Source organism: Mycolicibacterium sp. XJ879 (assembly GCF_053483935.1).
This window is the reverse complement of sequence record NZ_JBEFTH010000003.1, coordinates 1-23,272: the sequence shown is the minus strand read 5'-3', so window position 1 is coordinate 23,272 and position 23,272 is coordinate 1. Positions and strand designations below refer to the sequence as shown.

Annotated in this window: 20 protein-coding genes; 5 read left to right on the top strand and 15 right to left on the bottom strand. The window is 60.3% G+C overall.

The genetic code is table 11. The annotated features are described in order from the left end of the window. Nucleotides 1–60: 60 nt before the first annotated feature. From ABQF13_RS07245 to ABQF13_RS07235, 3 genes are all read left to right on the top strand, one after another. A complete protein-coding gene (locus ABQF13_RS07245; RefSeq protein WP_448392070.1) occupies nucleotides 61–834 on the top strand; it encodes a class I SAM-dependent methyltransferase in 774 nt (257 codons plus the stop codon). Between the two features lie 194 nt (nucleotides 835–1,028). Further along, nucleotides 1,029–2,123 carry a glycosyltransferase gene (locus ABQF13_RS07240; protein ID WP_448392069.1) on the top strand — a complete coding sequence of 365 codons (1,095 nt, stop codon included), beginning with the start codon at nucleotides 1,029–1,031 and terminating at the stop codon, nucleotides 2,121–2,123. A gap of 567 nt (nucleotides 2,124–2,690) precedes the next feature. Further along, the gene (locus ABQF13_RS07235) at nucleotides 2,691–3,398 is read left to right on the top strand and encodes a glycosyltransferase (protein WP_448392068.1); all 708 of its coding nucleotides are present in this window, start codon (nucleotides 2,691–2,693) and stop codon (nucleotides 3,396–3,398) included. A gap of 99 nt (nucleotides 3,399–3,497) precedes the next feature. On the opposite strand, the gene ABQF13_RS07230 is transcribed toward ABQF13_RS07235, so the two are convergent. From ABQF13_RS07230 to ABQF13_RS07180, 11 genes are all read right to left on the bottom strand, one after another. Then, nucleotides 3,498–4,292: an FkbM family methyltransferase gene (locus ABQF13_RS07230; protein WP_448392651.1), complete on the bottom strand. Its 795-nt coding sequence runs from the start codon at nucleotides 4,290–4,292 to the stop codon at nucleotides 3,498–3,500. A 1,592-nt stretch (nucleotides 4,293–5,884) separates the two neighbouring features. Further along, on the bottom strand, nucleotides 5,885–6,784 hold the full coding sequence (locus ABQF13_RS07225) for a sulfotransferase (protein WP_448392067.1): 900 nt from the start codon (nucleotides 6,782–6,784) through the stop codon (nucleotides 5,885–5,887). After that, entirely contained in the window at nucleotides 6,784–8,061 is a 1,278-nt protein-coding gene (locus tag ABQF13_RS07220) for an O-antigen polymerase (RefSeq protein ID WP_448392066.1), read from the bottom strand. Before ABQF13_RS07220 ends, ABQF13_RS07225 begins: the two co-directional genes overlap by 1 nt. Further along, the gene (locus ABQF13_RS07215) at nucleotides 8,058–9,431 is read right to left on the bottom strand and encodes a tyrosine-protein kinase domain-containing protein (RefSeq protein ID WP_448392065.1); all 1,374 of its coding nucleotides are present in this window, start codon (nucleotides 9,429–9,431) and stop codon (nucleotides 8,058–8,060) included. Before ABQF13_RS07215 ends, ABQF13_RS07220 begins: the two co-directional genes overlap by 4 nt. Nucleotides 9,432–9,599: 168 nt before the next feature. Continuing rightward, on the bottom strand, nucleotides 9,600–11,450 hold the full coding sequence (locus tag ABQF13_RS07210) for a DUF4012 domain-containing protein (RefSeq protein ID WP_448392650.1): 1,851 nt from the start codon (nucleotides 11,448–11,450) through the stop codon (nucleotides 9,600–9,602). Between the two features lie 121 nt (nucleotides 11,451–11,571). Then, complete coding sequence (locus tag ABQF13_RS07205; protein ID WP_448392064.1) at nucleotides 11,572–11,982, bottom strand: hypothetical protein; 411 nt, start codon at nucleotides 11,980–11,982, stop codon at nucleotides 11,572–11,574. Between the two features lie 190 nt (nucleotides 11,983–12,172). Next, nucleotides 12,173–14,929, bottom strand: a complete 2,757-nt coding sequence (locus tag ABQF13_RS07200) for an AAA family ATPase (protein WP_448392063.1) — start codon at nucleotides 14,927–14,929, stop codon at nucleotides 12,173–12,175. A gap of 75 nt (nucleotides 14,930–15,004) precedes the next feature. Then, entirely contained in the window at nucleotides 15,005–15,301 is a 297-nt protein-coding gene (locus ABQF13_RS07195; protein ID WP_448392062.1) for a hypothetical protein, read from the bottom strand. Nucleotides 15,302–15,375: 74 nt separating this feature from the next. Next, nucleotides 15,376–15,600 (bottom strand): hypothetical protein, encoded by a 225-nt coding sequence (locus ABQF13_RS07190; protein ID WP_448392061.1) that lies wholly within the window; start codon nucleotides 15,598–15,600, stop codon nucleotides 15,376–15,378. Nucleotides 15,601–15,625: 25 nt separating this feature from the next. Then, nucleotides 15,626–15,976 carry a type II toxin-antitoxin system RelB family anti-toxin gene (locus tag ABQF13_RS07185; RefSeq protein ID WP_448392060.1) on the bottom strand — a complete coding sequence of 117 codons (351 nt, stop codon included), beginning with the start codon at nucleotides 15,974–15,976 and terminating at the stop codon, nucleotides 15,626–15,628. A gap of 3 nt (nucleotides 15,977–15,979) precedes the next feature. After that, nucleotides 15,980–16,318, bottom strand: coding sequence for a type II toxin-antitoxin system RelE/ParE family toxin (locus tag ABQF13_RS07180; protein WP_448392059.1), 339 nt, complete (start codon nucleotides 16,316–16,318; stop codon nucleotides 15,980–15,982). A gap of 272 nt (nucleotides 16,319–16,590) precedes the next feature. Between ABQF13_RS07180 and ABQF13_RS07175 the strand changes: the two genes are divergently transcribed. Then, a complete protein-coding gene (locus ABQF13_RS07175) occupies nucleotides 16,591–18,162 on the top strand; it encodes a PE-PPE domain-containing protein (RefSeq protein ID WP_448392058.1) in 1,572 nt (523 codons plus the stop codon). A 210-nt stretch (nucleotides 18,163–18,372) separates the two neighbouring features. Then, complete coding sequence (locus ABQF13_RS07170) at nucleotides 18,373–19,017, top strand: porin MspA (RefSeq protein WP_448392057.1); 645 nt, start codon at nucleotides 18,373–18,375, stop codon at nucleotides 19,015–19,017. Nucleotides 19,018–19,047: 30 nt separating this feature from the next. On the opposite strand, the gene ABQF13_RS07165 is transcribed toward ABQF13_RS07170, so the two are convergent. The 4 genes from ABQF13_RS07165 to ABQF13_RS07150 all read right to left on the bottom strand — a co-directional run bounded on the left by ABQF13_RS07165 (nucleotide 19,048) and on the right by ABQF13_RS07150 (nucleotide 23,236). Further along, entirely contained in the window at nucleotides 19,048–19,944 is an 897-nt protein-coding gene (locus ABQF13_RS07165) for a cyclopropane mycolic acid synthase family methyltransferase (RefSeq protein ID WP_448392056.1), read from the bottom strand. 154 nt (nucleotides 19,945–20,098) lie between these two features. Continuing rightward, entirely contained in the window at nucleotides 20,099–20,998 is a 900-nt protein-coding gene (locus ABQF13_RS07160; protein ID WP_448392055.1) for an alpha/beta fold hydrolase, read from the bottom strand. Then, nucleotides 20,999–22,345 carry an ABC1 kinase family protein gene (locus ABQF13_RS07155; protein ID WP_448392054.1) on the bottom strand — a complete coding sequence of 449 codons (1,347 nt, stop codon included), beginning with the start codon at nucleotides 22,343–22,345 and terminating at the stop codon, nucleotides 20,999–21,001. A 78-nt stretch (nucleotides 22,346–22,423) separates the two neighbouring features. After that, nucleotides 22,424–23,236, bottom strand: a complete 813-nt coding sequence (locus ABQF13_RS07150; protein WP_448392649.1) for a putative endonuclease domain-containing protein — start codon at nucleotides 23,234–23,236, stop codon at nucleotides 22,424–22,426. Nucleotides 23,237–23,272 lie beyond the last annotated feature (36 nt).

Here is a 23,272-nt window from a genome sequence, read left to right as displayed (position 1 = left end):
GTCTTTCGACGCATGGTGCACGCGAACGTAGCGTTGAGCGACCGGATTGAGCCGTCAGTTATGAAACAGACGCACGCATACGAGAAGTATCGCGATGCCGGATCAGATCTTCTTCAAAGAGGACCGCAAACGGTTCTCGATGTCGGCGCCGGTAAGCGATGGCACTTCGCGCCGTCTCTAAAGGGCGCAGGCATGAAGCTGATTGGCTTCGACATCGACATGTCCGAGATGGACGAAAATGAACTGCTCGACCAAAAGATCTGTGGCGATGCATGCACGAGCTTGGGAGTTCCAGACCAATCTGTTGATCTGGTAATGGGTCGAGCTGTCATCGAACATTTGCGGGACACCGCGTCATTCCTAAAAAGTGCCAATCGTGCCCTCCGTGAGGACGGCCGAATTATCGTCAGCTTCGCGAGCAAAAACGCACCATTTGCAATCTTGAACCGTATTCTGCCTCGGCGAGTATCGCAGTGGCTCCTATTGCACCTCGTGCCGGGCTCGTCTGGAGTGCTTGGATTCAAAGCATATTACGATCGCGCGAGTTCCCACGAATTTAGGGAAAGCCTGAAAACTGCGGGGTTTGAAATCGAAGAGGAGTACGCGAGCTATTTCTCGAGCGGCTATTATCGCTTCTTCGTTCCGCTATTTATCATTGGCCTTGGATTCGATTATGTTTGTTACATGATCCGCAACCCACGTATGGCTTCATACTTTACGTATATCGCAAAGAAGCCGCGGATGGAGCATAGTTCACTGGGGACGAGCATTCGAGCCTCGACCCATGCTGACCGTAGTGATCCAGATGGTTTTGGCGGGTCGTGCGCACAGTAGATTGAAGCTGACTTACCGCATTTTCGGCGGTCCGAAGCTCAGTTATCGCGCTCTCGCCGTGCTGGGTACCGCGAAATCAGCGCGCATGTAGAGTATGAGGCGGAACTTCCTTTTTTTCGGCAGAATGCGTAAATACCTTTGGCCGCGTTTCGATTTCGTAACGATTGCGAGATACAAAGTTGTGAGGGGCTGCTATGAGAACCCTAGTTGCACACGAATGGATCGCCAAGGTTGGTGGCTCGGAAAATGTGTTCGAACAGATGCGCGTCGCAATACCGCACTTTCGCGCGATCTGCATGTGGAACGATGATCAGGCCCGCTTCAGTGGCGTTGAGGAGACATGGTTAGCTCGGACGCCACTGCGAGGCCGAAAGGTTGCCTCCATGCCATTCATGGGAAGCGCATGGAAGAGGATAGACCTAAGCAACGTCCAGAGGGTGGTTGTAAGTTCGCACGCCTTTTCACATCACCTCGCTAGTCGTGCAGCAGAATCTGGCATTCCAGCGTTTGCATATATACACAGTCCAGCTCGCTATGTTTGGGCGCCCGACCTGGATAGCCGCGGTAGGTCTATCGCTGCTCGCATAGGACGGCCATATTTTAGATGGTGGGATCGTCGCCACGCCGCAAGGGAAGTGCATTACGCAGCTAATAGTCGGTTTGTTGCCGATCGAATCGCAGACGCTTGGGGCGTTAGCGCTTCTGTAGTGTATCCGCCGGTGGACATTGAACGCATAACCGGTTCCAGCGGTGAATTGTGCGACGAGGAGATCGCCACCATCCGTGCCCTGCCGGAGCTGTTTGTATTGGGTGCATCCCGCTTTGTTGCATACAAGAATCTCGACGCTGCAATCCGCGCAGGAGAGATTCTTGGATTGCCGGTGGTACTTGCTGGGGCCGGCCCAGATGAGCCACGACTTCGGGCATTGGCGAAGGAAGCGCAGACTCCGGTCACGTTCGTGGGGCGGGTGAGTGATAACGCACTCATTGAGTTGTATCGACGAGCTGCCTTGTTTGTGTATATGGCAGTGGAGGATTTCGGCATCATGCCGGTGGAGGCAATGGCGTGCGGAACCCCAGTGCTTATCAACGAGATTGGCGGCGCTAGGGAAAGCGTTTTAGCGGTGTCCGGTGGAGTCGCATCGCATTGGCGGAACTCGCACTTCGATGACCGATCTCTCGTAGAGGAAGCGGCTTCGATCGATATGAACGCAGCGATGGCGGCTGTGACCCAGTTTTCGAACGCATCGTTTAGAAGAAGGCTAATTTCGTGGCTCGATGGAGATTGAGATCGTAGCTACTCCGAAGACGCTGGCGAGCAGGAGAAAGGTGACGATGTACAAGCAGCCAACCAAGATCTCTCCAAATCGAGGTGAAAAGAGCGTTTGACCGAGAAACCGTCAACATATCAACGCACGAACGATGCGGGGCGCATCGTGGTTGCCCACCTTAGCCACACCACCGAGCCTGGGGGTGCTGAGCTGGCATTGGCGCGACTAATCACGGACGATCCCCCCTGGCTTCCGCGTCTCTTCGTTCCGCCTACACGCCACTCCGACAAAAGCGCATTCGCTGGCGCGCCCGCCAGGTTCGTTACGCACGTTGGTGTGCGGCAACCTCCGGGGGCTCGTACGAATGGCCTTGCGGGGCAGCTTATCCAGCTCGCTCGTGCAGTAGTTCAAGCCTTTGCATTGAGGTGTCACCGAACATTTCGGAACTCGCACGTAGTCCACGCCAATTCCACTCGCGCGGCCATTATCGGCTGGCTCGCATGCTTGGGGTCGAGACGAAGACTAGTCGTGCACTTACGTGACGCTATTGATTCCGATTCACTAGGATCCCGAAACGCAAAGCTCGTGTCGTTCATCGTTTCTCAGGCCGCTGGTGTCATCGCGAACTCCGAGTACACATTGCAAACCGCCGCACCGCATATAAGACCTGGTGTTCCGGCCCAGGTCATCGCTTCGCCCATCGGACTAGCTCACCATAGACCCACGAGGCAGATCGACGAGCGGGTGAAAGTGATCGGCATGCTCGCACGTATCCAGGAGTGGAAGGGACAAGAACTCTTAATGCGTGCCTTCGCTGATACGTTTCGTGGGTCTTCAATCTCGTTGGAGTTGGCCGGTTCTCCTGCTTTCGGACAAGAGAACTACCTCGCTTATCTTCGTAAGCTGGGGTATGAGCTAGGCGTCGGAAGCCAGATCAAGTTCCTAGGACATATAAGTGAAATTTGGCCTTTACTTGATTCATGGGATATTTGCGTACACGCATCTCTCCACACTGAGCCGCTAGGACAGAATGTTCTGCAGTACCTCGCTGCATGCAGGCCCACGGTCGCAGCGAACGCCGGGGGGCCTGCGGAATGGATTGAACATGGGAAAACTGGACTGCTCTATGAGCCAGCTGACCAGGCGGCGCTGAGCGCAACTCTTAGCAGATTGGTAAAAGACAACGCGCTGCGAAACCGATTAAGTGCAGAACTGATGCGTCGACGACCGGTACCCAGTGATTCCGAAGTGCGACGGATCTATTGGAATTTCTTCTCTTCACTTCGCCAGTAATCTCCGAAAATATGTTGCGGGTAATGTGACGTAACCAGCACCTTCGGTCTCCAGCTACTAAGGACCACGACGCCGACTATTTCCACCCAGACACGCAATCTAGCCCACGCTGGAGGTGAGATCGGTGCGGCTCCAGACCACTTCGCCGCGATAGCCCTCGAGTGAATCAAGTACCTGCGCACTGCCATTCGACCATGTGATTGTATGCGGCAGAAATCCCCACGCAGTCAAGAGCTCCACCAATTCATCGGGGCTACCATAGCGTCGCAAATTCTGTGAGACAAACTCTGTCTGTATTAGGATGGAATCGCTGGCAGAAATAATCGACGCTGCACCCTTGATTACTTGGAGCTCGTAGCCCTCCACGTCTACCTTTATGTAGTCAATGCGCGAGATACCGTTACGGAAGCAGTAATCGTCGAGCGTCACCATCGGTACGACGACACCATCCTCAGTCGTACTCGCGACATGCGTTTGACCTGCGTTATTGTCGCAGAATGCGATCCTTGCCTCGCCGCTCTCCGCGCCGACAGCCAGATTCTCTGCGACCACATTAACAACCGCGTTGCGCGCTACATTGGATACCAGGTATCGATGAATCATGGGGTGTGCCTCGAACCCAATCACCCGCCCGGCTGGGCCGACATACTTGCTCGCCGAGATACTGTACAGTCCAATGTTGGCACCGACGTCAAAAAACACGCTACCGTTCTTGAGAACGTGCGGCCAGAAACGTACGATATTGAGATCCCGCTCACCGAAAGTGGCGGCAATGAAGCCAGAGTAATTGTTGGCCGGCGTCTCAAAACGCTGAGCGCCGCAAGCCGTAAATGTTATTGTTCCGGCTTGCCGTGACTTGAGTCGATTCCACGTATATCGCACCGCGCGCGACATGAACGTCACCGGCGCTTCGCGGAATGGTGGTTGACGTGCCGTCCAAACGAAGGTGCCGGCGATTAGCCGCAGTTTTCGCCAGATAAGTCATCATCTCCTTTAGGTCCGCCGAGCGCTCGTGAAGTGCAATGGTCGGCATGGAAAGCTCCAATGTCGCACAGCAGCAACGGGGACAGCGACCGAACCGGGCTATACGAAGCGGATGTCGCCCGTGATCCGACATTGTTCTCGTGTTGATCCGTTCATCCCTTCGGGTACGACTCATACGGGTCGCTGCCTACGCCGGATCGCCGCTGAGCGCCTGATGACCGAAGCTGCACCGAGTCCCTGCCCAACGCAGAGTCCCCAAGCCGCGCCGATTGGCCCATACGAGATGGCACCGAGGACTGTCAAAGTTGGTATTGAAATTGTTCCCACTATACGAATGCTCCCGAGCCCAGCTAAAGTACGGCGGCTCTTGAGATCTGTAACGCATACGAAGCTAACCAATGCAAAGATCTGGCCGATACCAAGTGGAATTAGCACCGTGTGAACCAACGGCCATGTCGATCCTAACAGCTCTTGGCCGAAGCGCTCCGGCAGAAACCACAAGAGGCCTGTGTAGACAGTGGTGCCTAACGTGCTTACTACCATGCCGGTAAACAGAACCGAAACGATTCTGTGGCCGCGGCTGTTTGCACGCCCAAGTGACAACACCCGATGAGCACTTAGTAGAAGTTGCAGCGGGCGAAACACGACACTGCCGCCACGAAGCGCTGCAACGCTAGCCGGCGATCCAACTACACCGCATAGAAGCTGCGACGCCTGCACCACTGCTGGCTGCATCGAGTACTCGATCAGTGAAGGCAGCGAATAGGTGCGGCTCCAGAGAAACGCGAATCCCCAATCTTTCGAGGCGGTTGGTGGGCAGGCGACCATGCAGGCCAGTATTCCGCCTACTGCCCAACACATACACGCCCAGGTGGCGGGATCAAGATACATGGGGAAGAGCCCGGCAAGAGCCAAGGAAAACCAAAGTACATCCGACGTTAGTGGTCGCGCAGGCCTGCGTACCGAGATGTACATAGTCCTTGCTAGATCCTGTAGCGCGTGAAATGGAAAACCCACTGCCATCAAGACTAGCCATATAAGCGGTGAATTAACCGTCGCCGATAAGATACCGAACCCAGTCAATACGACCATCGCCAATAAACTGCATAACGCAACTACCAGTAAAAACCGGAAAACTAATACTCTTGACGCGCGATAAAGCGAGTCGAATGAATCTTCGCCCTGACATCTTATCGCGGCCGGCTCCGAAAATGACGCGCGGGAAGCACCGAGTAGCAACGAATAGATCAAAAAGAACGAGGAAAACAGGGCAAACTCGCCGATATCACTTGACCGCGCAACCGCGACCGAAGGGATAAGGTTCGTGACCGCGAACAGATATTGATCCGCAACGCCGGCACCTAACCATGAAAGTAGCGCGGCCTTCTTACGCAACGAATGAATTCCCCGCCGCTTGTTTGCCGTGAAATGAATCCCCATCCCGCGGCGCGATGGCGGACATGGGGGAAGGATATGCCCTTACCCGCGAACGGCTCCCAGTCTTAGTCACCGCTACCATCGAACCATGAATTGATATCTAATCCTGTTAACTCTGTCAACCGGCCACGTTGGTCACGAAATCTGGCGTAAAGCTCTGCCCTCACAATGGGATCAGAATCTCTCTGCAAGGGTGACCGAAAACGGTTTACCCATGCTCGGCCGCCCTTGCGTACCCACTGCGGCGCGGTGGCCACCATCTTGGACGATCGAATCCACTCAGCTGCTCTGCCCACGGCTGGGGATGAAAAGGAGCGTGCCTCATTGCGCTTCTCGAGTTGAGGCCGTCGAATGATAGGGTAACCGGTGTGCTCTGAAATTCTCTCCATCAATGTTTCTGATCTAAGATCCTGTTCGTACAGCAGAAATAGCGTCCTCTGACGCCATTCTCCGAGTGCAGCGATTTGGTCAGCATAAAACCCGGCATTCGCGTAATGCCAAATATGTGGCCACCGATTTGCGACGCGAAAAGGCTCCTCGTGCAAGGCATCTGAAATCTCGAGGCGCTCCAACCCACGGGCCTTCATGTAACTATGAGCGGACTCGGCACGATCGACGGGATTGCGCAATACTGCCACTAAACGTGCGTTTGGGAAATGCTGGTTAAGAGATTTGACTGCTGCTGAGGCGTAATACAGCGATGATGATGAAGCGTCAAGAAATCGTGTATCACGAAATCCGCGGGGAAGCCTCGCATAAAAATCTGTGATCGTCCTATCTCTAAGGCGATCGAACCTGGGTCCGTCGGGGCCACCTGACTGGTCGGGGATAGCGCTTGCTGCAAGAAAGTGCGACTCTTTCCCTCGGACTAGTTCTAATCCGAGCGAGTGCGAAATCAATTCGGCGAGCGCAGTCGAACCACTCCTAGCAGTCCCGAGAATAAATACTGGCCCTTTTTCTCCCATTACGCAGGAGCTCCGAGAGGCGCTTTTTCAGTACGGCGTGAAAATACCTTGATGTAGAGCAGGGGAAGTAAGACCCAAATAAATACTCGAGGTATGATCTCGGCATCAATGCCGCCGGGTAACAATACGAAACCCCATAATAATGCCAATTCAAAGTTTGGGCTTGAGCTGCTATTGCTGCCAATTCGTTGGCTCCACCGGTCAAGAAGATTGGCAAATAGGCCAGTAAGTAGAGCGCCGATGATCACACCAACAAGGCCGAGTGCCAAATACCAGTCGCCAGGAGCGCCTGGAGGCCACCCATTGATTGTCCAGGGTTCGTATTGACGCCTAAGCCACTTGCCGACGGAGACAAACTCCGGTTTTCCTTCCCAAATCACCCGCGGTACAATAGCGAAACTCTGGCTTAGGAATACCTCAGGGCTTAAGGCCGGATAACTTTCGCCCGAATCTCTCACCGCCAAAGCGAGTACGTCATAATATGTTGCATTTATTGCTTCTGAGAAGCTCGTGTCGAGCTCAACGCTAGGTGCACCTGTTAGTGTTGCATCGCGTTGAGCCCGTAACCCGACGGCAAACACCGGTAACATGATGGCAGCAATTATCACGACCGCCATGACACGGAATGAAACTCTCCTACGGTGAACCATTCTCAGTAGGGAGGCGAGGAGAAATGAGGCAAAAGCCGCAATTATTGGTGTTCGGGAGCCGACCACCAGGAACGTTGATCCAGCCATAGCCATCCCCATGATCGAAAATATTCGATCCCTAGAGTGTGGGAGGCTTGCCCTAAAATAAATGACGCACGTCACCAATAGTATTGCGGGCGCAACCAGGAAGATGCCGGTGCCACCCTGTCCGCTGTCGCCCAGCCTGACGAACCGCTGCGCCGCTGCAAAACCGCCTTTCGAGACGATGAGCAGGGTTGTAGATAAGACCACGACGGTGGCGATCGGCCACAGCCTAGGTAGTAACGTCGCGCGGTCAACCTTTAAGTCGCCAATTGATTCGCGGCGGCGCCTAAGGATGCTTGTTGTTCCAAGTAACACGATAATCCAGACAATGAGCAGCAAGTCTATTTGCTGAAACAATGGCTCGAATCCGGATAGAAAGAGATACGACGGATAGGGATAATCAAGTGAGCGGTCCAATACCACCGACCGATACGTGTAATGGATAGCTAAGCCGATTCCGACAGCCAACAACACGCCGTGCTTGTATCGGACTGCCGCAATCAATAAGGCTACCGTTGCCGCCACCAAGCCAAGAGCAGTCATACTTTGCGCCGCGGTGAAGGCCCGCCATACTCGTAGTAACTGTAACTATATGGTGTGCGGGCGCGTGGAGGTGTCATGGTATGTACCGCACCGAGCAGCGTGGCGTTGACATCTTTGAGATTGCCAACTGCATGCATAAGTTGCTCCCGCTTCGTTTGGCCGAATCGGGCTATGACCAGGACGCCGTCGGCACTAGCTCCGAGAATTGCAGCATCCGTAACTGCAAGGAGCGGAGACGAGTCGATTACGACATAGTCGAACTGGGTTCGTAGTTCACCTAAAACCTTCTTTGCTGCCAGGGATCCGAGGAGTTCGCTAGGGTTCGGTGGGATAGTGCCCGAGGCGAGGAGGCTGAGACCGGGGAACCGCGTCTTCTGTAAGGCATCTTCGAGTTCTGCTCGTCCGGCCAATACAGTGCTGAAGCCCACCGAGCCGACCAAGTCGAGGTACTTATCCAGCCGCGGACGGCGTAGATCGCCGTCGACGAGCACCACACGGTGCTCGGCTTCAGCTAACGCCAGCGCAATATTAATTGCCGTAGTGGATTTACCCTCATTTGGCATCGAACTTGTAACGACGATTAACCTCGGCGGATTGTCGACCGCCAGGAATTGCAAGTTTGTCCGAAGCTTACGGAATGCTTCAGCAATCGCAGAGTTGTCCGTATCGAACGTTATCGCAGCTTCCTTGCGGCGTTCCTTATCGAGGGGGATGCTACCGACAACCCCGACACCCGTGATGTCTTCCAGCGTTTGTCTATCCTTGACAGTGTTGTCGAGCACATCTCGAAGAAGTGCTAGACCGATGCCCCCGAGTGCGCCAAGAATGAGCCCCATGGCGAGGTTTCGTGTAGTCTTCGGCGATATTGGTTCTCGAGGAATGGACGCGTGTTGCTCGACGACCACACGGGTATCCGGTGGTGTGCCGTCCGCTGGGGTTTCTAGTTCGCCCACCATGACGACAAACTCGTCGGACAGGGCGTCAGCGATATCGCGTGCTCTCACCGGTGACTCGTCTCGGACTGCCACATCTATCAAAACTGTATTCGGCTTCGCACTCGCCTTAACGTGACCGCGGAGCGCTTCGGCCGTCATGTCCAGATCGAGTTTGTTAATGGTGCGCTGAGCGAGGGTCTCACCCATAACGAGTTGGGTGTACGAGACGACTCGTTCCTGAGAGAAGCGATTGCCCTGGTATGTCTCAGCAAGGGTTTCGCCAGATGTGGTGGAGACGAAAAGCCGTGTCGACGCCTCGTAGACGGGAGTCGTGAACAAGTTAACCGCGATCGCGCCTAACACTGCAATGGCCACGGTAGCGCATATGATCACCCAGCGGGTGCGGAGTAATTTAACGAAGTCTTGGATAGTCACGGCTGGCCCTTCAACGCTAATCGTTCCCCTGCGGGTTTCACTTGGCGACGCAGCGATTCGGCGGGTAGTACCGCCGGCTATTTCCGTGTAGCAACCGAATGAGATTCGGTAGCAATCGGTCGGGAAACTCTAAACGCGTCTTCTGGCTCATCGATTGTTGACCGCTCGTCACGAGCACTCTGGCACCGACACGACGGGAGTTACGTCGTCTATCAACGGCTGAATCGGTACTCGAGGAGCGCCTGGCGAAGTTGGCTCGCTCAACAAGAACTTGATTTCGCCGGATGTTCCACGCGGTATGCCCACCTGCATCTCGAATGTGGGGTGGCCGCGTTCCATGCCTCGAGAAACCGGCACATTTTGACCGTTTGCGATTGCGCCCGCCAACTCGGCGCCCTTCGTCGCCACAAGTGTCACCGAGGTCAACATAGCGCCACGCGGGGCATTGAGCGGTGCTCGAGCCGCTTCGACGATACCGCCGAATCCGGCGACGTAGTCCGGCAGTGGGCGGTCTGGCGCTGTGTTCGCCAATCGGACTGTGATGGTCGACTTGCGTGTTTCGCCATCGCATCCGTCGGCGGCGTACTCGATCTCCCGCGTCAGATAGTAGTCCATTTTGTTCCCGCCGAGGTTGTTGATGACGACCTCGGCATAAGGTGCAGCATCCTCGGGTACCACATGCGCCAGTGGCGTCTCTTCGAGAAGGGCTTGCTCATCCGGGAACGAACTCCATACTGCGATACGGCGTTCGCCAGCGGCCTTGCCCAGGGCGTCGAGCAGCTTTCGCGGCGACTCCACCCGCCCCGTAATCTTCTTCACGACTTCACTCGCGACATCTTGAAGATACTGTTTGCGGGCAGGCTGATCGTCCGGGAACCGTTCGTAGACGGTGGATTCCGTCAATTCCACGACATTGTCGGCTGTAATTCTCTCCCCACCCGGCATGGTTACGGGTCCAACCGCCCGAAGAATGTAGCTCAAGGCGACAGGGTCGATGGCGATCACGCCGTCGACGTTCATACCCGACTCCTCGGCCCACATCGACCTCCAGATCTGGGCCGCATACGGGAAGTGCGAGCTCAGATTGCTGTTGCGAAAATCGGTGTACGCATTAGCCCACCCCCACTGTTGATCGAACGAGGGACCCAAATTTATGGAAGTGGATGCCGCACGAAGCTCGGTGTTCGGTGCCAACTTGTCCACGGTCGGCTTGCCGTTGTCGAAGCGAAGGATTCCGAATCCGCCTAGCAGGCCGCCTGTTCCGCGGGCTTCGGCATTGGTTTGGAAAGCCATGAAGTACGTACGAGGGCCGTCAGCGCCCATCATGGCCGGCGCAAGCTGCGCGGCCAGATCGGTATTTTCCAACAGGCCCGTCACGTCAGCCGTTTGCGACTGCAGCTGGCTACGGGCATCCCGCATGGCAGAGAAGTAAGCGGGCTGTGAAATCGCGTTGGCTTGCTCACCGAGCTGCGAGGCAGACGCCGAGATTTCGCTCAATCGTGGAGCGGAGTCACGGAGCAACTGGACGTTGACCCTGCCGTCCTGCAGCAACTGGTCCGGTGAGAGGGCTTCGGCCACGTCGGCAGAAGGCTGCAACACGTCGGCGGCTAGGCCAACCACGACGTCAGAGATCTGCTGGCCAGTCTTGAACGGGCTGCCGAGCCACGGGACGGCCGCCGCGATATTCCACGGAAGGGAATGCGTTGCATCCTGAGCGTCTTGGGCGTGCGCCGTTGCCTTGTCGACCCATTGGGTGGTCTGGTCGGCATCGCCCTTCAGTAGCGCTTCGCGCGCTTCTTGAGCGGCGCTGCGTGCTGCTTCGAGGTTTGAACGCGCCTGGAAGGCTCCATACGCCAGCCAACATCCGAACGCTACGACGACCAGAAGCACCACGCCGGCGATCAGCGTGCTCCGCCGCCTCAGAAACTCCGGCCGGTCCTGTTCGAGATCATCTTCAGTTACTTGCGCAGAATCATCGTTGTCACCGTTGGACTTGCGTCGGAACGGATTTCGCGGAATTTGCACGCAGAAGTTAACCCCCGTACTCGGCTGGGCGGTACGCCCCGATTTCAGGCAACGACGAAGTTACCTCAGACCGACACGTACCGACAGCCGATTACGAGATAACGAACGCTAGAACTTAGCAGCGCCTACCGACGGTGACGCTGAACGAACCGTACGGGCCGATCTTGGCGCTGACACCCGCGAAGCACGCCTGGAAGTTCAGCTGCCCCATCCAGCCGAAGAAGGGCCGGAGCATGGAGGGGATCAGCGTGAATGGGTTGAAGCTGAACCAGGTCCGCTCGTTGTCCGGGGGATTCGGATTCGACGATCCGAACCACCACAGGGAGTTCTGGAACCAGCTGCGCGGATCATCGAGTTCGATCGGCTGCGGCTGCAGCGGCGCGAAGTCGAGCGTCTGAACAACCGGCGCGGCCGGCATTGGCACCTCAGGGGAGGCCTGCGCCATGGTGGCCGGGACGACGGTGGCTGCGGCTGCGACTGCAACGGCGGCAACGCCCGTCTGGAACTTAGTGATGACCCCGCTCATGTTTCCCCCAAAGCTCTTGAATTGAGACTGTTTGCTAGCGTGCCAGACCCTAACACGATGTGTCAATAGGAAACTGCAGAACACAGACCTTTTCTCGGCGTCATCGCGCTCGCCGACGGACCCGGTACATTCGTCGCCGCCCGAAAAACTTGACGGACCTGCAAATTTGCCTTGGAAAGCATCGTTCTGGCTACCGCCGCTCCTGGCTAAATCTGCGGCCGAGTTCGGCGCGAGTATTGATGTCTAGCTTGCGGTAGATGCGAGCGAGGTTGGCTTCCACCGTCTTCGGGCTGATGAACAACGCCGTGGCGACTTCCCGCGTTGTCATACCGGTTGCCGCCAATTCGGCGACCCGGCGCTCGGACGCCGTCAAACCCCAATCGCCGCGGGCGGGACGGCCGGCGCGGTCCAATTCAGCGCGCGCCCGCTCTGCCCACAGCGGCGCACCCAAGGCCTCGAACACCTGCAACGCCTCCGTCGCCGTCGCCCGCGCAACGTCTTTCTTACGTCGACGACGTTGCAACTGGCCCAAGAGCAGCAGTGTGCGGGCGCGCTCGAACGGCATCGGCAGCCGGTCATGGTGTGCCAGCGCCTCTTCCGCCTGAGAGACGGCCGCTTCCACGTCGCCATGCGCCGCCAACAACAAGCTCCGACACCTCGCGCCGATGGCCAACATCCACGGCCGATCCAGCAACTGCCCGTTGACTTCCAGCGCATCGATCATCGGCTCTGCTTCAGCGAATCGGCCCAGCGCCACCAGTGCTCTGACCGCGTCGGAAACGTATGCCACGTTGATGATCTCGGTGCCCGGGGCTGAAGGGAAGCGGTCCACCATCGGCTGCAGAATCCTGGCCGCGTCTTGGTAATTGCCGAGCGAAACCTCGAGGAAACCCAAGCTGACCGACGCCCAGTACGCCAGATTGGGCGATCCGCATTGGTGCGCTAAACCGATTGCGTCACAGGCGGTCTCGCGGGTCTCCGAGACCTTGCCCATGTATGCGCTGACGAGTGATTGCACGGCCTTCGCGACAACGCACAACTGATCGCCGCCAAGTTGTTCGGCACGCTGCGCCGTCTCCTCGGCCACCTGCGCCGCTTCGCCGTACCGGCCGCGCCATACCTCGGTCAGCGCGATCACCACGGCGATGAAGGTCAGATCCGTCTCTGCGCCGCGCTCGGCACAGCGTCGGTACACCGCGGCCAAATGCGCACCAGCCGCGTCCAATTGGCCGGTCCACGCCAGCAGCAGTGCGTTGTTGGCGCTGGCGCGCAATGCGATCGGCGCCTCACTGTCGGGCCGTTCCAGGGTCAGTGCGCGCCGAAGGCTGGGGACGTCCACACCGCGTCCGCACATGCAGGCGATCGTGGTCCGCAGCGACAGGGCCTGGCTGGTCAGGTCGGGGTCATCGACCTCTTCGACGTGGGTGACGGCGCGCTCGGCGTTCTGTAGCGCTGTTACGAAATCGCCGGCGTTGAGCCGGGCGTGGGATAGCAGCAGCAGCGTACGAACCCGGACGTCGTGGCTGCAATCGGCGGTGCCGAGCGCCTTCTCGAGGAGTGAGACTGCGTCATCGAAGCGAGTGTGGTGAATGTGCATGGCGGCCAACAAGTTCAACGCCATCGCGCGGTGGGTTCCACGCGGGTTGCATGCCATCAGCGCATCCAACAGGCTCTGGGCCCGGTCCAGCTCGCCGGCGTGTAGGTAGTGCTCGGCGGCGCGTATTCGCCGAATCGGGGTATCCCCGCCAAGCCCGATCGCCAGTTCGATCAACTCGGCGGCGGCAGCGGGAGCGCCCCGCGCGCGTGCCGCGTCAGCGGCCTCGTCGAGCGCCGCCAGCGTCGCAGCGTCCGCGCTCGACGCCGCCAGCGCCATGTGCCGGGCTCTCGACTCGGGCAGCGTCACGACCTCCGCGAGGCGCCGGTGCATGGCCCGGCGCTCGCGTCGGGTGGCGTCGGTGTAGACGGTTTGCGCCAACAACGGATGGGCGAACTGAACCGCTTCACCGTCAACCTTGAGTATTCCCTTGGCTTCTGCCTCCTTGAGCAGCTGCAGGGTGCGTCGCGGGTCGTCGGTGCGGGTGATCTCGGCTAGTGAGTCGACAGTCGGGGCCGCCGAGGATGCTGCGGCCAGCAGCAGCACCTTGGATTCGTCGTCGAGGTGTCCGATCCGTTGTCGCATCAACTCCGCAAGCGTGGCCGGGAGCTCTGACGACGATCTGCCCGACTCGACCGCGCGCGCCAGTTCCAGTGCGTAGAACGGATTTCCACCTGAGACCTCGGCGATCCGCACCAACGTCGGGCGGGGGAGCGCGTGGCCAAGACGCGCTGTGAGCAACGCATGCAACGCGCCCAGGCTCAACGCTCCAACACGGTGCCGACCCATGCCGTCGGCACTGGCCACCTGCAACCAACCGGCCGCTTCGGCGCCGTCGTACTCGGTGCGCTCAGTGAGCAGCAGGCCGATCGGTCCCGACCACCGTCGCGCGGCGGCCGCGAGGACGGCGCGACTGGATGGATCGAGCCACTGCACGTCGTCGATCGCCACCAGGACGGGTCCGTCACGTGACGTTTGCTCGACGGCCGAAACCAGCGCCGCGGCGATGACGCCCTGATCCGTCGCCGGGCCGGTCCCGCTGGCGCGCAGCAGCACGTGGTCGACGGCGTGGCGTTGCACCTCCGGGAGCGAGTCGAGGACCGCGGGATCGACCTCGATGAATAGGTCGGCGACGGCCGCGTAGGTGAGCGAGGTTTCCTGCGGGCCGACCCGGGCCCAGAGCACCCGAAAGCCACGCTCGCGCGCATCGTCGACCCCGGCGAACCATAGCGTGGTCTTGCCGACGCCCGTCTCGCCCTCGAGGACGAGACCCGACGGGTGCATCGCGGCGGATCGGAGGAATTCCGATACCACCCGATATTCGGCCGGCCGTTTGATCACGCCGGAAGCCATTACCACCCCTCGCCGACAGCAAACCGAGCCTATAACGGCTAGTGGGGTATGCCCTAGGGGTCCGCCCTGGCAACGTCAGGAATGTTGCTTCCGGATCCGGGTGCCCACGCGGCTGGACAGCCGCTGGTGTGGCGCGCCGGCGGCGTTGCAGACCCGCGAGACGATCTCCGGGGAGTCGCTGCAGAACACGCCGTAGAGCACTTCGTCGGCGGGAACGGAGAGCGTCACCAGAAGGCGGGCGGGCGTGCCCTCGCTCGTGGCGCTCGCGGCGGCGGCGTCGAGCCGGGCCACCATTTCGTCAACGGATTCCTCGGTCAACTCAGGCAGGTACCACTCCGCCAAGAAGCACGCGGTTTCATCTGCCGCCTCCATACCGTGGACCGTAGCGATTCCCCGCCGAAATGGAATCGGGTGTTTCCCTATGAATTGCGGCCGATCGAAATTATTTACGGTTGCGACAGAACGACGTCGGCCAGCAGCGCTTTATGGTATGAGCGTCCGATTCCAAAGCTGCACACCGAAATTGACGTGGAGTTGCGGGTGAGGGTGTGGACGACAGTCCATACCGAAGGTATGCCGATGTCGTCGCCGTCGGCGCCGAAATCGGCGACGTAGAGGGGCGCCTGCACGGCGGCCGTCGCCGCGGTGAGCGCGGCAGCGAGCAGCGTCATGGCCCAGCACGGCCCACAGCCTTGGTTAGGCGGAGGGCGATTCGTCTGTCGTTTGTGGTGTCAGTTCCACAGCACTTCCACCGAATTCTGCGACGATTCGCAGATGGCCGCCGAGGGCGGCGACGTAGGACTGTAAGGTGCTGACTTCTGTATGCGACAGGTCTCCGCTTTCGAGCTTGGATACGCGTGCCTGCGAGACGCCCATCAGGGCGGCGACATCGGCCTGGCGGGCGTGACCGTGCGCCTTTCGAATCTCAGCAAGGCGGTGAGCTTGCACGGCGTCACGCATCTTTTTGCGCGCCGCCTCGGCACGCGCAGCGTCGACGCGGCCCTGCGCCACCGCGTCCGCTCGAATTTCGCGCCAATTGCGCGCCACCGGTCATTCACCTCCATTTTCAGTCGCCAGCCAGTTCTCGTACCGCTGTTCGGCGAGCGGAATGTTCTTGTCGTACCAGCTTTTCCAGTTGCCTGCTTTGTCGCCGCCGAGCAGCAGGATGGCCTGCCGGTGGGGATCGAAGACGAACAGGATCCGGATACTCGTACCGGCGGGCCGCAGCTCCTTCATGCTGTGAAACTTCGATCCATGGACCTTGTCTACCGTCGGGCGGCCCAAGCTGGGTCCCTCCAGCTCGAGCAAATCGATGGCCCCTGTCACAGCGTCAATCGCATCGGCATCGAGTGTGAAGTACCAACGTTCGACCTCCTCGAGCAAGATCACGTCCTAAAACATTGACACTAATATAACCTCTACGTTATATCAATACTTCGCCCACCGTTGGACTTAGCAACAGCATGGCGCGCGTGTACGACAGGTCAGCTACATGAAGGGCATGGGGCCAGTGCGCTCTGTGATCATCGAGGCTGCGGTGAGATCGTGAAACGGCGCTCAGTCGCGATCTATACGCAGTATCGGCGGCCATGAGAACTTTGCCGGGGCAACGTTTGCGTGTTCTCCCGCCGCGGGCTGGTGCGCTATGTGATATTCGACGAATGCGTAAGGCTGGTCGAGCTATCTTCCTCGTATTCCTGGGCGCCCTGAGCACGGCCGTCTTCGGTGCCATCACTGCGGTGATGGCGGCGCTGAGCCTGGCCGCCACCTCCGTGTTGATCGTCCCGGGAACCGGCACGCCGGACGCCAACGTCGTCGAGGACTACATGCCGCACTTCTACGACCGCTACATCGGCGGCACCGACCCGGCGTTGCCCGCGGAGTGCGTCGCGGCCACCGACTGCACGCTCTCCGGGATCAACTACCCGGCGTCGTTCTTTCCGCTGTTCTTCTTCTCCGGATGGTGCGTGCCCGGCCGGTGCGCGACGTGGAACGACTCCGTCGGCACCGGTGTCACCAACCTCAACAGCGCGCTGATCGACCGGCTGGTCAACACCGATGACGACGTCATCCTCGCCGGCTACTCCCAGGGCGGTGCGGTGGTCTCCAACGAGATGCGCAATCTGGCCAACCTCAGCCCGGAGCTCAAGGACCGGCTGTCGGTGTTCATGATCGGCAACGCCTACAACCCCGACGGCGGGCTTTTCACCCGGCTCGGGTTCTTGCCGACGATCCCGTTCATCGATGTGACGTTCGGTCCGTCGATGCCGACCGACATCGGGATCGAGACCACCAGCGTCGGCTTCGAATACGACCCGGTGATGTATGCGCCGCTGTACTGGCTCAACCCGTTCGCGATGCTCAACGCGCTGGCGGCGTTCGAGCTGGTGCACGGCTATTACCTGACGCCCGACGGCAACGCGCCCACCGATTCGATCGCCTACGGCTACACCGAGGACGAGCTGGCCGAGATCCTGGAGGGGCCCTGCCCCGGCCCGCACTGCCGCGTCGACGCCGACGGCAACCGGTACTTCATGATCCCGGCCAAGAGCCTGCCGCTCGTGGACCTGGTGATGCAGATCGTGCCTGGCCCGTTGCGGCCCTTCGTGCGCCCGATCGCTGACCTCGTCACGCCGGTGCTCAAGGTGCTGGTCGATCTCGGCTACAACTGGAGCGGGGATCCGGGTCAGACACGGTGGCTGTCGCCGTTGCCGTTCAACCCGTTCCAGAACTGGCTCGCGGTGGGCCAGGACCTCGTCGAGGCGGTCGGTGAAGGCATCCAGAACGCCTTCGGCGGTGGAACGACGACGCTGATCGCCCCGCCCGCCGAGACGGACGCCGCGGCGTTGTCCGCCCCGGCGGAGAAGTCTGCGGAGCCCGAGCCCAACTGGAAGCAGAAGGTGGAGTCCATCGTCAACAAGGAGGACGACGAGGACGTCGTCGAAGACGATGTGGTCGACGAGGAACCGGTCACCCAGGACGAGGACGGCACCGAGGACGTCGGGACCATCGACGACGAAACCGAGGGCACCGACGGCACCGAGGGCGAGGACGTCGAGTCTGAGGACCTCGGCACCGAAGGCGAGGACGTCGAGTCCGAGGACGTCGACGCCGAGACCGAGGACGGCACCGAGGACGTCGGCGCCGATACGACGGCGGGCGACGACGACGCGGGTGACGACGCCGCGGGTGACGACGACGGCGACGGCGACGCCGGCCAGGCCGCGGCCTGAGCGAAAGATTCGCTCAGAGCTTGGCCCGTAACGCATAGCCCTGCATAGCCCTCGACGAGCGCTCGGTTAGACCCCGTGGGCGTCCGCAATTTTCGTGCGCGTTATGTTTCTTTTGTTGCAGATGAGCTCTATCTTAGAGCGGCAAAGCATTTTGAATTCACATGCGATAGCAGGGGCCGATCAGGCGGCCGACGACAAAGTTAGGTGATCATGCAGGCAATCGGTCGGGTAGCGATCGTATTCATAACGGCCGTCGCGTCGTTGTTCGTCAGCACCGGGACCTCCCACGCAACCCTGGACAACGAGCTGAGCATTGTTGACGGCAAGGACCGCACGCTGACCATTCAGCAGTGGGACACCTTCCTCAACGGTGTGGCCCCGATGGACCGCAACCGGCTCACGCGCGAGTGGTTCCATTCCGGTGAGGCCAAGTACACCGTGGAGGGGCCGAAGGCCAAGAACTTCCAGGGCAAGCTGGAGATGGGCTACCAGATCGGGTTCCCTTGGTCGCTGGGTGTCGGCATCAACTTCAGGTACACCACGCCCAACATCCTGTTGGACCAGGCGCCGCTGCCGATTCCGGGTAGTGCCTTCTACTTGGACAACTTCATCACGACGCCGAACCTGCTGCCCGGTGCGTCGTTCAGCGCCGACCTCGGCAACGGGCCCGGCATTCAGGAAGTAGCCACGTTCTCGGTGAACGTCAAGGGCCCCAAAGGGGCTGTGGCGGTATCCAACGCGCACGGCACGGTGACCGGCGCCGCCGGCGGGGTGATGCTGCGCCCGTTCGCCCGGCTGATCTCCTCGGCCGGGGACAGCGTCACCACCTACGGCGAGCCGTGGAACATGAACTGACGGCAGGCGCTGCGCCGTCGTCGTCGCCGGTTATGCGGCGGCGCCCGGCTTCAGATAGGTGACCAGGCTGACGTCGATGCTCTCGTCGACGAAGTAGTACTGGGCACCGGTGAGGTACCGCATGTACTTCTGGTAGTTCTCCTCGTCGGTGGCGGCGATCGCCTCGTCCTTGTGCTGCTCGAGCCGCGCGGCCCAGATGCCGAGCGTCTTGATGTAGTGGTTACGCAGCGACTGCGGCTCCGGCACCACGAAACCGGCCTTCTCGCCGTGCTCGACCATCATCTGGGTGGTCGGCAGCCGCCCACCCGGGAAGATCTCGGTGATGATGAACTTCACGAACCGGGCCAGGTCGAACGTCAGCTTCTTGCCGCGCGCTGCTAGGTCATAGGGGTGGTAGCCGACGCTGCTCTGGATCGTCATCCGGCCGTCGTCGGGCATGATGTCGAAGCAGGTCTTGAAGTAGTCGTCGTAGCGCTCGAAGCCGAAGTGCTCGAACGCCTCGATCGACACGATCCGGTCGACGGGGGAGTGGAACTGCTCCCAGCCCTCCAGCCGCACGTCGTACGTCCGTTCGCTGTCGACCTTGCTCAGCAACTCGTTGCAGTAGGCCTGCTGGTTCTTGCTCAGCGTCAGGCCGATGACGTTGACGTCGTACTTCTCCATCGCCCGCTGCAGCGTCAGACCCCAGCCGCAGCCGACCTCCAGCAGCGTCATCCCCGGCTTGAGGTCGAGCTTGTCGAGATGCTGATCGACGTTGGCGATCTGCGCCTCCGACAGCGTCACGTTCGGACTGGTGAAGTACGCGCAGCTGTACTTGCGCGTCGGGTCCTGGAACACACCGAAGAAGTCGTCCGAGAGGTCGTAGTGCGCCTGGATGTCCTCGAAGTGCGGCGTCAGATCCTTGGTGCCGGATGAGTTGTCAGACATAGTTCCCCTGCTTGGCCTTTCTGGTGACGCTCTGTGACGCGTCGGTCAGATGATGTTGTTGACCGTATTCCCCGCACAGCTGCTAAACGGCGGACACGCCCCTCAAGCGGTAGAGCGTAGCCGTTTGTGCCTCGGCGACTCCACTGCGCCGTGCTCAGCGCGCCGAGAAGTTGGTTTTGAGCTCGCCGATGATGTCGTCCCATAGGGGTTCGGGCAGCTCATGGCCCATTCCGGCGTAGAGGACCAGACGCGCGTCTTTGATCGCCCTGGCGACCACGCGCCCGCCGAACGGGCGCATCAGCTTGTCGGCCTTGCCATGGATCACGACGGTGGGCGCGGTGATCTGCTTGTCGTAGTGCCGCAGGCTGCCGCTGCCCAGGATCGCCGAAAACTGGCGGCCGATACCGGCGGGGTAGTAGGAGCGGTCGTAGCCCTCGATCGCCTCGGCGCGGATCGTGTCGTCGGGGCGCGGATAGCCCGGGCTGCCGATGATCTTGCTGACCCGTATCGCGTTCTCGATGACCGCCTCGCGGCTGGCGTCCTTGGGCCGCCGCAGGATCGCCAGCAGATGCCGCGGCGCCGGCGGCGGAAGCAACGCCTGGTTGTTACTGGAGAAGATGACCGCCAACGTCTTGGTCTTGATCTTGTGCCGGGCGGCGAAGACCTGCGCGATCATTCCGCCCATCGACGCGCCGACGACGTGTGCTTGGTGGATCTCGAGGTGGTCCAGCAGCGCGGCGGCGTCGTCGGCCATGTGCTCGAGCGTGTAGGGCGCCGGGCTTGGCAGCCCGAGCTGCGAGCGGATCATCCTCAGCGGTAGCGGTGTGCTGATGTATTGGCCGACCAGCTTGCTCGACAGCCCGACGTCACGGTTGTCGAAGCGGATGACGCGCAGGCCCTGGTTGACGAGCTTCTCGCAGAAGTCCTTGCGCCACAACAGAAGCTGCGCGCCCAGGCCCATGATGAGCAGGACGGCAGGGTCGTTCGGGTCGCCCATGTCCTCGTAGTGGATGTCGAGCTCGCCGGATTTGGCGGTGCCTTCGCGGATCTGCATCTAGACCTCGAGTTCTTCGTCGTGCTCGCGCTTGATGTCGACCATGAAGTTGGCGAAGTATCCGGTGAGCTGCGGATCCGACATCATCTGCCACCTGGGGGCGAGCAGCTTCATGTAGCGCTCGACGTAGAGGAACTGCTTGCCGATCAGCACCAGTTCGCGGGGCAGCTTGACGTCGTAGGCCTCGGCCAGCGTGGAGAGCTGCTTGCCGATCTCGGCGTAGCTCATATCGCCCAGCGACGACATGGTCAGCGGCGTGGCGAACTTCTCCAGGTCCTTGGCGGCCTGCGCCTCGGGTTTCATGGTGCCGACCGCACCCATCAGCACCACGATCTTGCCCGCAGCGGCGTGGTCCTTCTTCACCAGCAGCGCGTAGACGAGTTCCCTTAGGAGCCAACGGGTTCGGGGGTCGATGCGGCCCATGATGCCGAAGTCGAAGAACACGATCTTGCCGTCGTCGTCGACGTAGAGGTTGCCCGCGTGCAGGTCGCCGTGGAACAGCCCGTGGCGCAGGCCGCCCTCGAAGACGCTGAACAGCAGCGCCTTGACCAGTTCGGTGCCGTCGAAACCCTTCTTGCGGATGTTGGCGACGTCGTCGATGCGGGTGCCGTTGACCCGCTCCATGGTCAGGACGCGCTCGCTGGTGAGGTCCCAATACACCTGGGGCACACGGATGTTCTTGCCCAGCGGCGAGGCGTGCATATGCGCCACCCAGGCGTCCATCGACTGCGCCTCGAGCCGGAAGTCCAGTTCCTCGGCGAGGTTGTCGGCGAAGTCGGCGACGACGTCCTGGGCGGACAGCCGCTGACCCAGCTTGGCAAACTCCACCAGCCGCGCGCCGCGCTTGAGGATCTGCAGGTCCGCGGCGACTCTCCTGCGGATGCCCGGGCGCTGGATCTTGACGACGACCTCCTCGCCCGAGTGCAGGGTGGCGTAGTGCACCTGGGCGATCGAGGCGCTGGCGAACGGCTGTTCGTCGAAGCTCTTGAACAGGTTGGCGGGTTCGTCACCGAGTTCCTCGCGGAACATCTTGTGGATCTGCTTGGCGTCGGCCGGCGGCACCCGGTCAAGCAGGCTGCGGAACTCCCTGGACAGCGGTTCGCCGAACGCGCCGGGGCTCGACGCGATGATCTGGCCGAACTTGACGTACGTCGGCCCCAGGTCGGCGAACGTCTGAGGGATCTGCTTGATGACCTTCTGTTGCAGCGAGCCTTTGCCGGTCAACGTGGTGACGACCCGGGCGCCGGTGCGGGTGATCTGCCAACCCGTCGCTCCCATGCGCGCGGCCTCGAGCGGCAACGACACTCGGTCCAGCCGCGCGACCTCGCGGTTTTTAGTCGTACTCATGGGCCCAGTGTCTCAAAACTGCCTTGATGCCGCGAAACTGCATTCCAGCAGGGCCTTTCTCGCACTTTTGCTGTGAATTTACAGTCTCGCGCGTCTCGGCCACCTCACTTGACCCTTCCAGCCGCGAGCTTTCATCGCCCGATAGGTGCGCTCGATGATGTCGTCGGGGCGATCTTCCTTGATCACCCGCGACACCAGCCATCCGAGACGTTCCAGCTTCGGGTACACCCGCAGGTCCTTGACGTATTGGTAGCGATCGGTCCGGTGTTGATCACCGTCGTATTCGCCGGCGACCCCGTAGTCCTCCCAGCCCATATCGAGTATCCGCACCAGGTGCCCTTTTTCGTCGTACACCGGGATCTGCGTCGTGGGCCGGGGGAAGCCGGCGTCGATGAACAGCAACCGCAGCCGGGTCTCTTGTAGCGACGCCGCGCCGCCGTCGACAAGCGGCAACGCCCGCCGGAGCGTCTTCAGCCCCCGCGCGCGACGGTAGCGCTTGGCGAGCAGCAGCACATCCTCCGTCGAGAATGGCTCGGCCCGCATCAGTGCGTCCAGCCGCTCGACCGCCCGATTGAGCCGGAGGTACCGCCCGATGTCGAACGCTGCCCGGGCCGGAGTCGCGACGGAAAGGTCTCCGAGGCGGGTGATCTCGTCGTCGGCGATGCGTTCATTACGTACCACCAGACCGCGTGGTGGCCGCGTGGCGCGCCAGATGAGCTCGATGGGCTGCCGATCATCGACCCATTCGGCACCGTGTAACGCCGACGCGACGACACCGGTTATGACGCCTTGGCGTTTCGACCATAGCCAGGCTCCGACGGCGCGGTCGTGCAGCGACGGGTTGCCCTTCGCGGCGTAGACACCCGGATAAATGGGCTCTTCCTGATTCAGAGTGCGTTGATGCGGTCTTGAAGTTGGCCGGAGTGG

What these genes read in the sequence shown, in the direction of transcription:
- ABQF13_RS07245 (WP_448392070.1), top strand. Translation starts at nt 61, where the DNA reads ATGAAACAGACGCACGCATACGAGAAGTATCGCGATGCCGGATCAGAT.
- ABQF13_RS07240 (WP_448392069.1), top strand. Translation starts at nt 1,029, where the DNA reads ATGAGAACCCTAGTTGCACACGAATGGATCGCCAAGGTTGGTGGCTCG.
- ABQF13_RS07230 (WP_448392651.1), bottom strand. Translation starts at nt 4,292, where the DNA reads ATGTCGCGCGCGGTGCGATATACGTGGAATCGACTCAAGTCACGGCAA.
- ABQF13_RS07225 (WP_448392067.1), bottom strand. Translation starts at nt 6,784, where the DNA reads ATGGGAGAAAAAGGGCCAGTATTTATTCTCGGGACTGCTAGGAGTGGT.
- ABQF13_RS07220 (WP_448392066.1), bottom strand. Translation starts at nt 8,061, where the DNA reads ATGACTGCTCTTGGCTTGGTGGCGGCAACGGTAGCCTTATTGATTGCG.
- ABQF13_RS07205 (WP_448392064.1), bottom strand. Translation starts at nt 11,982, where the DNA reads ATGAGCGGGGTCATCACTAAGTTCCAGACGGGCGTTGCCGCCGTTGCA.
- ABQF13_RS07200 (WP_448392063.1), bottom strand. Translation starts at nt 14,929, where the DNA reads ATGGCTTCCGGCGTGATCAAACGGCCGGCCGAATATCGGGTGGTATCG.
- ABQF13_RS07195 (WP_448392062.1), bottom strand. Translation starts at nt 15,301, where the DNA reads ATGGAGGCGGCAGATGAAACCGCGTGCTTCTTGGCGGAGTGGTACCTG.
- ABQF13_RS07190 (WP_448392061.1), bottom strand. Translation starts at nt 15,600, where the DNA reads ATGACGCTGCTCGCTGCCGCGCTCACCGCGGCGACGGCCGCCGTGCAG.
- ABQF13_RS07175 (WP_448392058.1), top strand. Translation starts at nt 16,591, where the DNA reads ATGCGTAAGGCTGGTCGAGCTATCTTCCTCGTATTCCTGGGCGCCCTG.
- ABQF13_RS07170 (WP_448392057.1), top strand. Translation starts at nt 18,373, where the DNA reads ATGCAGGCAATCGGTCGGGTAGCGATCGTATTCATAACGGCCGTCGCG.
- ABQF13_RS07165 (WP_448392056.1), bottom strand. Translation starts at nt 19,944, where the DNA reads ATGTCTGACAACTCATCCGGCACCAAGGATCTGACGCCGCACTTCGAG.
- ABQF13_RS07160 (WP_448392055.1), bottom strand. Translation starts at nt 20,998, where the DNA reads ATGCAGATCCGCGAAGGCACCGCCAAATCCGGCGAGCTCGACATCCAC.
- ABQF13_RS07155 (WP_448392054.1), bottom strand. Translation starts at nt 22,345, where the DNA reads ATGAGTACGACTAAAAACCGCGAGGTCGCGCGGCTGGACCGAGTGTCG.